This window comes from Streptomyces botrytidirepellens (assembly GCF_003721215.1).
GTDB classification, from domain to species: domain Bacteria; phylum Actinomycetota; class Actinomycetes; order Streptomycetales; family Streptomycetaceae; genus Streptomyces; species Streptomyces himastatinicus.
In genome coordinates, this window is the sequence record NZ_RIBZ01000008.1 from 1 (window position 1) to 11795 (window position 11795).

1 protein-coding gene and 1 pseudogene are annotated in these 11795 nt (G+C 73.4%); both read right to left on the reverse strand.

Features of this window, described 5'->3' with window-relative positions; translation table 11 throughout:
- Nucleotides 1-2023, reverse strand: a pseudogene (locus EEJ42_RS00230) (type I polyketide synthase); the annotation flags it as partial.
- Nucleotides 2024-2126: 103 nt separating this feature from the next.
- The coding region (locus tag EEJ42_RS00235; protein ID WP_148081794.1) for a type I polyketide synthase at nucleotides 2127-11795 on the reverse strand (9669 nt) is incomplete at its 5' end.

Sequence of the window (11795 nt, forward strand, 5' to 3'; positions counted from 1 at the left end):
ATCCGGACCCATGCCCCACGACCGCAGCAACTCCACCAACGCCACCTGCACCGCGAACAACGCCGACTGCGCATACCCGGTCCGATCCAGCAGAGCAGCCTCCGCAGAACCCTCCGCCGCGAACAACACCTCCCGCAACGAGTGCTCAAACCCCGGCCTGCCCGCAAGCTCCGCGTCCAGATGGCCGCAGACCTCATCCAGGACCCGCGCGAACACCGGGAAGGCGGCATACAGCTCACGGCCCATACCCAGCCGCTGACTCCCCTGCCCCNTGGCCGCAGACCTCATCCAGGACCCGCGCGAACACCGGGAAGGCGGCATACAGCTCACGGCCCATACCCAGCCGCTGACTCCCCTGCCCCGTGAACATCCAGCCCGTACGCCCCTCCGACACCACACCGGACACCACCGAAGGGCCGTCCAGGTCCGCCAGACCCGCGCGAAGGGCATCGTCGGCGCCCAGCACCACCGCGCGGTGCTCCAGGGCGGCGCGCGTCGTCACCAGCGAAAGGCCCACGTCGACAGCGGAGGAGTCCCGCTCCTCGAGGAACTCCGCCAGACGCCCGGCCTGTGCCTCCACCGCCCGCGCGCTCCGGCCCGACAGCACCCACGGCACCACCGGCAGGTCGGCCGACGGCTGCTCCTTCACCACGGCCGGTTCGGCGGCCGGGGCTTCTTCGACGATGACGTGCGCGTTCGTCCCGCTGATGCCGAACGACGACACACCCGCCCGGCGCGAACGCTCCCCCTGCGGCCAGCCACGATCCTCGGCCAGCAGCCGGACCGCACCGGCGGTCCAGTCCACGTGGGACGACGGCTCGTCGGCGTGCAGCGTCCGCGGCAGTCGCTGTTCACGCAGCGCCAGCACCATCTTGATGATGCCGGCCACACCCGCCGCGCACTGCGTGTGACCGATGTTGGACTTCACCGAGCCGAGCCACAGCGGATCGCCGTCACGCTGCTGCCCGTAGGTGGCCATGAGGGCCTGTGCCTCGATGGGGTCGCCGAGCCGGGTTCCGGTGCCGTGCGCCTCGACGGCGTCCACCTCGGCCGCCGAGATGTTCGCGGCCTCCAGTGCCTGCCGGATCACGCGCTGCTGGGAGGGGCCGTTCGGCGCGCTCAGCCCGTTCGACGCGCCGTCCTGGTTGACCGCGCTACCGCGGACGACCGCCAGCACGTCGTGTCCGAGGCGCCGCGCGTCGGTCAGCCGTTCCAGCACCAGCACGCCGGCGCCCTCGGACCATCCCGTGCCGTCCGCCGCCTCGGCGAAGGACTTGCACCGGCCGTCCCCGGCCAGCCCGCCCTGACGGGCGAACTCCAGGAACATGCCGGGGTTGGACATGACCGTGGCGCCGCCCGCGAGCGCCATCGTGCACTCCCCGGCCCGTAGTGCCTGGCACGCCAAGTGCAGCGCCACCAGCGCCGACGAGCAGGCGGTGTCGACGGTGACGGCGGGGCCCTCGAAGCCGAGCGAGTAGGCGACCCGGCCCGAGGCGACGCTCGGGATGCTGCCGGTCAGCAGATAGCCCTCGGTCTCGGTGGCGGCCTCGTGCAACTGCCCGCCGTAGCCGTTGCCGGACACGCCGGAGAACACGCCGGTCCGCGAGCCGCGCAGCGACAGGGGGTTGATCCCGGCGCGCTCCAGCGCTTCCCACGACGTCTCCATGAGCAGCCGCTGCTGCGGGTCCATGGCGAGGGCCTCGCGCGGGGAGATCCCGAACAGCTCGGCGTCGAACCGCGGGGCCTCGTGCACGAACCCGCCCACCTCGGCGATGTCGCCGAGCGCCTGGAGGTCCCAGCCACGGTCGGCGGGGAACGGTGACATGCCGTCCCCGGCCGAGGCCACCAGCTCCCACAGCGCCTCCGGTGAAGCTACGCCGCCGGGAAAGCGGCAGCCCATGCCCACGATCGCGATCGGCTCGCGTGACGCGGTGACCAGGTCCTGGTAGCGCTGCCAGAGCCGGTCGTTCTCCTTGAGGGACTCCCGCAGGGCTTGGACGAGTTCTTCGGAGGATGTTGTCATGTCGTTCTCCACGGTCACGGCGAACTGAAGCCTGGGACTGAAGCCAATGGACTGATGCCTGAGCGCGCCGACGTGGCGGACCTGTCCGCCACTGGCGCCCGGGCTACATCGGCCTCACACGCTTCAGGGCCAGCTGTACGAGGCTGTCGGCGCCCATCGAGTCGAGGGATTCGGCTTCGCTCCGCTCGGCGGCCGGTTCCGCCGCGCTCCCGCCTGCCCCGTTGGCGTCGGCGGATTCGGCAGTTCCGGCGGTTTCGGCGAGCCGGCGCAGCATGTCCAGCACGCCGGACTCCCGCAGCCGGGTGATCGGGATCGCCGCCAGGAGCTCCTTCACCTGCGGGTCCACCCCGTCGTCGCCCGGCTCGGCACCGTGCGCTGTGCGTTGAGCCGGAGCGGCGTCGGCGAGCAGTTTCTCCCGCAACGCCAGGACGAGCGCTTCGGGCGTCGGGTGGTCGAAGATCAGCGTCGCGGGCAGTTGCAGCCCGGTGGCCGAGTTGAGCCGGTTCCGCAGATCAACCGCCGTCAGCGAGTCGAAGCCGAGGTCCCGGAACGCCCGGGCGGGGTCGACCGCGGCCGCCGAGGAGTGTCCCAGCACCGAGGCCACCTGGGCCTGTACGACCTCCAGCAGCAGCCGGTCCTGCTCGGGCGGGGGCAGCCCCCGCAGCCGCCGGATCAGACCCCCGCCCCCGCCTCCGCCCGCGGCCGCCTGTCCGGCGGTGCGGCGCTGCCGTGCGGCCGGCACCAGGCCGTGCAGCACGCTGGGCAGACTGTCCCGTCGCGCGGCCAGTGCCGTGGTCCGCAGGGTGACGGGCAGGGCCACCGGCTCGTTGACCAGCAGGGCGGTGTCCAGCAGCGCCAGCGCGTCGTCGGTGGACAGCGGCGGGAATCCCTGACGGCGCATGCGGTCCAGGTCCGCCTCGGCCAGCCGGCCGCCCATGCCGTCGGTGTTCTCCCACATGCCCCAGGCCAGGGACACGCCCGGCAGGCCCTGGGCGCGGCGGGATGCCGCCAGCGCGTCCAGAACCGCGTTGCCCGCCGCGTAGGCCGCCTGTCCCGCGGAGCCGATCACCCCGGAGATCGAGGAGTACAGCACGAAGGCGCTCAGGTCGGACTTGGCGGTCAGTTCGTGCAGGTGCAGCGCGGAGTCGGCCTTGGCGGCCAGGACCCGGGCCAGCCGCTCCGGGGTCAGGCCGGTGATCACCCCATCGTCGAGCACTCCGGCCGTGTGGATCACTCCGGTGAGTGGCGCCTGCTCCGGGATGGTCTCGATCGCCCGGGCCAATGCCTCCCGGTCGCCGACGTCGCAGGCGGTGATGGTGACTCGCGCACCGAGAGCGGTCAGTTCCCCTTCGAGTTCCCGCGCGCCGGGGGCGTCGGCGCCACGGCGCGAGAGCAGCAGCAGGTCCCGGACCCCGTGCCGGGTGACGAGGTGGCGTGCCAGCACCGCGCCGAGGCCGCCGGTGCCGCCGGTCACCAGGACGGTGCCGCTCTCGTGCCACGGCGCCGGGATGGTCAGCACGACCTTGCCGACGTGCTTCGCCTGGCCGAGGAACCGCAGGGCCTCCGGGGCCCGTGAGATGTCCCAGGTGGTGACCGGGATCGGGCGCAGCGCACCCTGTTCGAACAGCTCGAGCAGCGCGGTCAGCATTTCGCCGATCCGGTCGGGGCCCGCTTCGATCATGTCGAACGCCTGGTACGACACGCCCGGGTAGCCGGCCTTGACCTCGTCCGCGTCGCGGATGTCCGTCTTGCCCATCTCCACGAATCGTCCGCCGGGACGCGTCAGGCGCAGGGACGCGTCGACGAACTCCCCGGCCAGGCAGTCCAGCACGACGTTCACGCCGGCACCGTTGGTGGCCCGGGAGAAGGTCTGCTCGAACTCGGTGGTGCGGGACGAGGCGATGTGGTCGGCGGTGACACCGAGTTCACGGACCGTGGGCCACTTGCCCTGGCTGGCGGTCGCGAAGACCTCGGCCTTCAGGTGGTGTGCGAGCTGCACGGCGGCCATGCCCACGCCACCGGCGGCGGCGTGGATGAGGATCGACTCGCCCGCCCGCAGCCCGGCGAGGTCCATCAGGGCGTAGTACGCGGTGAGGTACACGATCGGCACCGACGCCGCCTGCGCGTAGGACCAGCCGCGCGGAATCCGCGCCAGCATGCGCGCGTCGGCGACCGCGGCGGGGCCGAAGGCGCCGTCGAGCATGCCCATGACGCGGTCGCCGACGGCCCAGTTCGTCACGCCGGGTCCGACCTCCAGGATGACTCCGGCGCCTTCGAGGCCCATGCGGCCCGCGTCGCCCGGGTACATGCCCAGCACGTTGAGCACGTCGCGGAAGTTGATGCCCGCGGCGCGTACGCCCACCCGCACCTGACCGGGCAGCAGGGGCCGCATGTCCTCGCGCACCAGCGCGACACCGTCCAGGCGCCCCTGGGCGACGATGTCCAGTCGCCACCCGAGTCCGGCGCCCAGTCCGGAGTCTGGGGTCGTGGGGGGCACGAGCACTCCGCCCGAGGCCATCCGGACGGCCCTCGGCAGCCACACCTGGCCGCGGCGTACGGCCAGTTGCGCATCACCCGCCTCGGCGAGGCCGGGCAGCTGCGCGGCCAGCGCCTGGTAGGACTCCTGGCGGCCATCGGTGTCGGCGAGGAGGAACCGGTCGGGGTTCTCGCTGATCGCCGTACGGACGAGGCCCCACACTCCGGCCCCGGCCACATCGACCACGCCATTGCCCGCGAGTGAGGTCCTGGCGGGCTCCTCACCGTCTTCGGCGGAGACCTCGACGGCGTCCTCGGTCAGCACCGCCAGCCGGGACCCGGCCAGCCGGTCCTCCGCCAGCCAGTCCCGCACAATGCCGAGCACCTCGGTGACGGTCGCGGTCACCCTGGCGTCCGTGCTCGCCTCGGTGCCGACGGCGGTGGGGTGAAGCGGGAGCAGTACGGTGTCGGGCACCTCGGCGCCGGTGTCCAAGGCCGCGCTCAGCGCGGCGAGGTCGGCATACCGGGAGGCGCCGACGCCCACGTCGGGCAGGCCGTTCCGCGTGTCGTCGGATCCGGTCAGGATCGCCCAGCGGCCGACCGGGGAGGACGACCCGCTCAGGGGGGCGGGCGCGGGGACCCAGTCCAGCCGGAACAGGCTGTCGGAGACCCGCGAGTCCGCCCCGGCCAGGTCGGCCGGCGACATCGGACGCAGCACCAGCGACTCGATCTCGGCCACCGGGTCGCCCGCCGTGTCGGCAACCCGCAACCCCACCTCGCCCGTCCCGCGCACGGTCAGGTGTACGCGTACGGCGGCGGCGCCGACGGCGGACAGCGACACGCCCGTCCACAGGAACGGCAGCGACGCGCCGTCCGCCGCCTGCCCCCGCAGTCCCAGGGCGTGCAGGACGGTGTCGAGCAGCGCCGGGTGCAGTCCGTACGCCGAAGCGTCGCCGGCCAGCGGCTCGGGCAGGGCCGCCTCGACGAAGAGGTCCTCGCCGTGCCTCCAGACGTCCCGCAGTCCCTGGAAGGCCGGTCCGTAGGCCAGCCCGGCCGAGGCCAGTCGCTCGTACAGCCCGTCGGTGGGCACCGGCTCGGCGCCCGGGGGCGGCCACGCGGTCAGATCCCAGTCGGCGGCGGGCCGCTCGGCGGCGAGGGTGCCGGTGGCGTGCAAGGTCCACGGTTGTCCGGTCGCGGAGTCCTGGGGGCGTGCGTACAGCTTCAGCGTGCGCCGCTGCTCGTCCGCGTTTCCGTCCGGGTTCCCGTCGGAGGACTCGGGCGGCTCCACGCTGAGCTGCACCTGCACCGCGCCGTCCTTCGGCAGCACGAGCGGGGCCCGCAGGGTCAGTTCGTCCAGTCGGCCGTAGCCGAGCTGGTCGCCCGCCTGGAGTGCGAGTTCGACGAGCGCGGTGCCGGGGACCACGATCGATTCCGCGACCGCGTGATCGGCGAGCCAGGGGTGGGACCGCACCGAGAGGCGGGACGTCAGCAGGAGGGTTTCCGAGCCCGCCACGGTCACGGCCGCGCCCAGCAGCGGATGTTCGGTCACGCCGAGACCGAGGCCGTCGGCGTCGGTGGCCGGAGCCGATGCCTCCAGCCAGTACCGTTCGCGCTGGAACGCGTAGGTCGGCAGCTCGACCCGCCGGGCACCGGTCCCCCCGAACACGCCGGACCAGTCGACGCCCGCGCCCCGCACATACAGCTCCGCGACGGCCGTCAGCACAGCCTCGGCCTCGGCCCGGCCCGCACGCAAAGTGGACACCGCCACCGCCGGCTCGGCCCCCGCCTGGGCCAGCGCACTCAGGACAGGGTCGGGACCGATCTCCAGGAGCCAGGTCGCGCCCTGCTCGCCGGTCGCGGTCAGCAGCGCGTCGTGGAAGCGCACCGGACGGCGGACCTGATCCACCCAATACTCCGGAGTGACCCAGTCCTGCCCACCGACAAGGGCACCCGTCACCGTGCTGACGGCCGGAAGCACCGGCTGCCGGTAGGCGACACCCGCCGCGACCTCGGCGAACTCCGCCAGCATCGGCTCCATCAACGGCGAGTGGAAAGCGTGGCTGACGCGCAGCCGCGACACCCGCCGACCCCGCTCCCCCGCAACCGCCATCACCCGCTCGACCACGTCCTCCTCACCGGAGACCACCACCGCGGTCGGCCCGTTCACCGCCGCGACCGCCACCCGCTCGCCCTCGGCAAACCCGCCGAGGATCTCGGCGACCTCGGACTCGGTGCCCTCGACCGCCGCCATCGCACCGCCCGAAGGCAGCGCCTGCATCAACCGCGCACGACCCGCCACCAATCGGGCGGCATCCGCCAGCTCGAACACACCCGCCACGTACGCCGCGACGAACTCGCCGATCGAGTGGCCCACCACTACATCCGGCGCCACACCCCACGACCGCAGCAACTCCACCAACGCCACCTGCACCGCGAACAACGCCGACTGCGCATACCCGGTCCCCCCCAGCAGAGCAGCCTCCGCAGAACCCTCCGCCGCGAACAACACCTCCCGCAACGAGTGCTCAAACCCCGGCCTGCCCGCAAGCTCCGCGTCCAGAAAACCGCACACCTCATCCAGGGTCCTCGTGAACACCGGGAACACGCCATACAACTCACGGCCCATACCCAGCCGCTGACTGCCCTGACCCGTGAACATCCACGCCGCACGCCCCTCCGACACCGCACCGGACACCACCGAGGGGCCGTCCAGGTCCGCCAGACCCGCGCGAAGGGCATCGTCGGCGCCCAGCACCACCGCGCGGTGCTCCAGGGCGGCGCGCGTCGTCACCAGCGAAAGGCCCACGTCGACAGCGGAGGAGTCCCGCTCCTCGAGGAACTCCGCCAGACGCCCGGCCTGTGCCTCCACCGCCCGCGCGCTCCGGCCCGACAGCACCCACGGCACCACCGGCAGGTCGGCCGACGGCCGTTCCCCGGCTACGGCCGGGGCGGCCGGAGCCTCTTCGATGATCACGTGCGCGTTGGTCCCGCTGATCCCGAACGACGACACCCCCGCCCGGCGCGGACGCTCCCCCCGCGGCCAGCCACGAGCCTCGGTCAGCAGCCTGACCGCTCCGGCTTCCCAGTCCACATGCGACGAGGGCTCGTCCACGTGCAGCGTCCGCGGCAACTGCCCCGCGCGCAGCGCCATCACCATCTTGATCACACCTGCCGCGCCCGCCGCGGCCTGGGTGTGCCCGATGTTCGACTTGATCGAGCCCAGCCACAGCGGCTCGTCGTCGGTGCGGGCTTGGCCGTAGGCCGCGAGCAGGGCCTGGGCTTCGATCGGGTCGCCGAGCCGCGTCCCCGTGCCGTGCGCCTCCACCGCGTCCACGTCGGACGCCGAGAGCCGCGCCGAGGACAGCGCCTGACGGATCACCCGCTGCTGCGACGGACCGTTCGGCGCCGTCAGACCATTCGACGCACCGTCCTGATTGACCGCGCTCCCGCGCACCACCGCCAACACCTCGTGCCCGCGCCGCCGGGCCTCCGACAGCCGCTCCAGCACCAGCACCCCGGCACCCTCGGACCAGCCGGTGCCATCCGCCGCCTCGGCGAAGGACTTGCACCGGCCGTCGGCGGCCAGGCCGCGCTGCCGGGAGAACTCGACGAACGTGGCAGGGGTGGCCATCACCGTGACGCCACCGGCCAGGGCCGTGTCGCACTCCCCCGCCCGCAGCGCCTGGCAGGCCAGGTGGAGCGAGACGAGGGACGACGAGCACGCGGTGTCCACGGTGACCGCGGGACCCTCGAAGCCGAAGACGTAGGAGATGCGGCCGGAGAAGACGCTGCCCGCGTTGCCGTTGCCGAGGAAGCCCTCGACCTCGTCCGGTACGGCGTGCACCCGCGACGCGTAGTCGTGGTACATCAGTCCCGCGAATACGCCGGTGGCCGTGGAGCGCAGCGAGTGCGGGTCGATTCCGGCGCGCTCCAGCGCCTCCCAGGAGGTCTCCAGCAGCAGCCGCTGCTGCGGGTCCATGGCCAGGGCCTCACGCGGCGAGATCCCGAACAGCTCGGCGTCGAAGTCGGCGGCATCGTGCAGGAACCCGCCTTCGCGGACGTACGAGGTACCGGCATGGTCCGGGTCGAGGTCGTAGAGCCGCTCGATGTCCCAGTCGCGGTTGTCCGGGAAGGGGGTGATGCCGTCCCCGCCGGAGGTCACGAGGTCCCACAGCGACTCGGGCGAGGTCACTCCGCCCGGGTAGCGGCAGCCGATGCCGACGATCGCGATGGGCTCGTCGGCCGCGCCCCGGCTCCGTACGGCGGCCGCCGCGGTCTTCTCCTGTTCCCGCTCCGCTTCCGCGCCCAGCAGCTGCTCGCGCAGGTAGGCGGCGAGCGCGGCGGGGCTGGGGTGGTCGAACACCAGGGTCGCGGGCAGCCGCAGCCCGCTCGCGGTGTTGAGGTGGTTGCGCAGGTCCACCGCGGTCAGCGAGTCGAAACCGAGGTCGGTGAACGCCCTGGCCGGGTCGACCGACGTGGCCGCTGAGTGCCCCAATACCGCCGCGACCTGCGACTGCACCAGCGCAAGCAGCTCCCGGTCCTGTTCAGCGGCGGGCAGGCCGCGCAGCCTGCGTGCCAGCGCGCTCTGGTCGCCCTCGGCGGCCTGTCCGGCGACGCGCCGCCGCCGGGTGGCCGGGACGAGCCCGAACAGCACGCTGGGCAGGCTGTCCCGACGGGCGGCGAGAGCGGTGATGTCGAGTGTGACGGGCAGTACGAGGGCCTCGCCGGACCCTGCCGCGAGGTCCAGCCGTGCGAGCGCGTCGTCGGTGGCGAGGGCGGGGAAGCCCTGCCTGCGCATGCGGGCCATGTCGGCGTGGCGGAGGCGGCCCCCCATGCCGTCGGCGTGTTCCCACATGCCCCACGCCAGCGACACGCCCGGCAGGCCCTGGGCCCGCCGGGACGTGGCGAGAGCGTCGAGCACGGCGTTGCCCGCCGCGTACGCCGACTGGCCGGACGAACCGACGATCCCCGAGATCGAGGAGAAGAGGACGAACGCGTCCAGCTCACGGTCACGGGTCAGTTCGTGCAGGTGCAGGGCCGATTCGGCCTTCGCCGCCAGGACGCGCGCCAGCCGCTGCGGGGTCAGGTCGGTGATGACTCCGTCGTCCAGCAGACCGGCGGTGTGCACCACGCCGCTGAGCGGCGCGTCCTCGGGAATCGCGGCCAGTGCCCGGGCCAGCGCCTCGCGATCGGCCACGTCGCACGCGGCGATCGTGGCCCGGGCGCCGAGGTCCGCCAGCTCCTGCCGGAGTTCCCGCGCGCCGGGGGCGTCGGGTCCGCGGCGGGACAGCAGCAGGAGGTTCCGTACTCCGTGCGTGGTGGCGAGATGGCGCGCCACCAGCGCGCCGAGGCCGCCGGTGCCACCGGTCACCAGGACCGTGCCCCCCGCCCGCCATGCGGGCGAGGCCTCCGCGGGCCCGGTCATCCGGGCGACGCGCGGAAGCAGCACCTGGCCGTCCCGCACCGCGAGCTGGCTCTCACCCGCCTCGGCGAGATCGGTCAGGCTCGTGGCCAGCGCCTCGTACGAAGCCTGCTCGCCGTCGGTATCCGCCAGGACGAACCGGCCCGGGTTCTCGGTGATCGCCGAGCGCACCAGGCCCCACACCCCGGCGCCGGCCAGATCGTCGGACTCGACGACGGCGCCCGAGGTGAGCACGGCGAGGCGGGACGTGGCCAGACGGGGCTCGGCCAGCCACTCCCGTACGACGCGGAGCACGCCGCTCACGGCCTCGGTCACCCGGGCCTCGGCACCGGCACCGCTGGCCCGCGTGACCGGGAGCAGAACGGTGCCGGGAACGTCGGCGCCGCCGTCCAGGGCGGTGACGAGTTCGGCGAGGTCCGCGCGGCCGGTCACCGGGATCCCGGCGTCCTGCCATGGCCGCGCGTCGCCCAGGACGGTCCAGGCCTTCGGCTCCCCGGGATCGGCTGCGGGGCCGGGGGCGGGGATCCAGTCGAGCCGGAACAGGCTGTCGACGGCCGGAGCCGCGGCGGCCGCGGCGGTGGCCGAAACGGGCCGCAGTACGAGGGCGTCGACCTCGGCGACGGGCTCACCGGACGTGTCGGCGACGCGCAGTCCGACCTCACCCGGTGCGCGGACGGACAGCTGTGCCCGCACCTCGGGGGCGCCGACGGCCGACAGCGATACGCCGGACCACAGGAACGGCAGCAACGCCTTGCCAGGGCTGTGAGCTTCGTCCGGTGCCGGCGCCGGGTAGTCGACTCCGAGGGCGTGCAGGACGGAGTCCAGCAGTGCGGGGTGCAGCCCGAAGCCGGTCGCGTCCGCCTTGGCTTCCTCGGGCAGGACGGCCGTCACGAACAGGTCGTCGCCCAGCCGCCAGACCTCCCGCAGCCCCCGGAACACCGGGCCGTAGGCCATACCTGTCCCCGCCAGCCGCTCGTAGAGCCCGTCGACCGGCATCGGCTCCGCACCAGCGGGCGGCCAGGCCCGCAGATCCCAGTCGGCGGCGGGCTGATCGGCGGTCAGGGTGCCGGTGGCGTTGAGGGTCCACGGCCGGTCGGCCGGAGCGCCCTCGGTGCGGGAGTGGATGCGCACGGTCCGCGGGCCTTCGCCTTCCGCGGGCTCGATGGCGATCTGCACCTGGACCGCGCCGTCGCGCGGCACCACCATCGGGGACCGCAGGGTCAGCTCCTCGACCCGGTCGCAGCCGGCCTGGTCGCCCGCCTGCACGGCGAGTTCGACGTAGGCGGTGCCCGGCACCACGATGGAGCTGCCGACCACGTGGTCCGCGAGCCAGGGGTGACTCGCCACGGACAGCCGCGATTGCAGGACCGTAGTGTCCGAGTCCGCCAGCCGTACGGTGGCGCCCAGCATGGGGTGCCCGGCCGCGCCGAGCCCCAGCCCGCTGGTGTCGATCGCCGGGCGCGGGTTGTCCAGCCAGTACCGTTCGCGCTGGAACGCGTAGGTCGGCAGCTCCACCCGCCGGGCACCGGTCCCCGCGAACACCGCGGCCCAGTCCAGCTTCGCGCCGCGTACGAACATCTCCGCCACCGCGACGAGTACGGACTCGGCCTCCGCGCGGCCCTTCCGCAGCACCGATGCGGCAGAGGCCTCCGTCGCGGCCTGCGCCAGGCTGGTCAGTACCGGGTCGGGTCCGACCTCCAGCAGCCGACTCACATTCTGTGTACCGGTGGCGCTCTCAAGAGCCTCGTGGAAACGGACCGGCCGACGGACCTGATCCACCCAGTAGTCAGCCGTCGCCCAGTCCTCTTCACCGACCGGCTCACCGGTGACCGTACTGACGGCGGCGAGCACCGGCTGCCGGTAGGCGACGCTCGC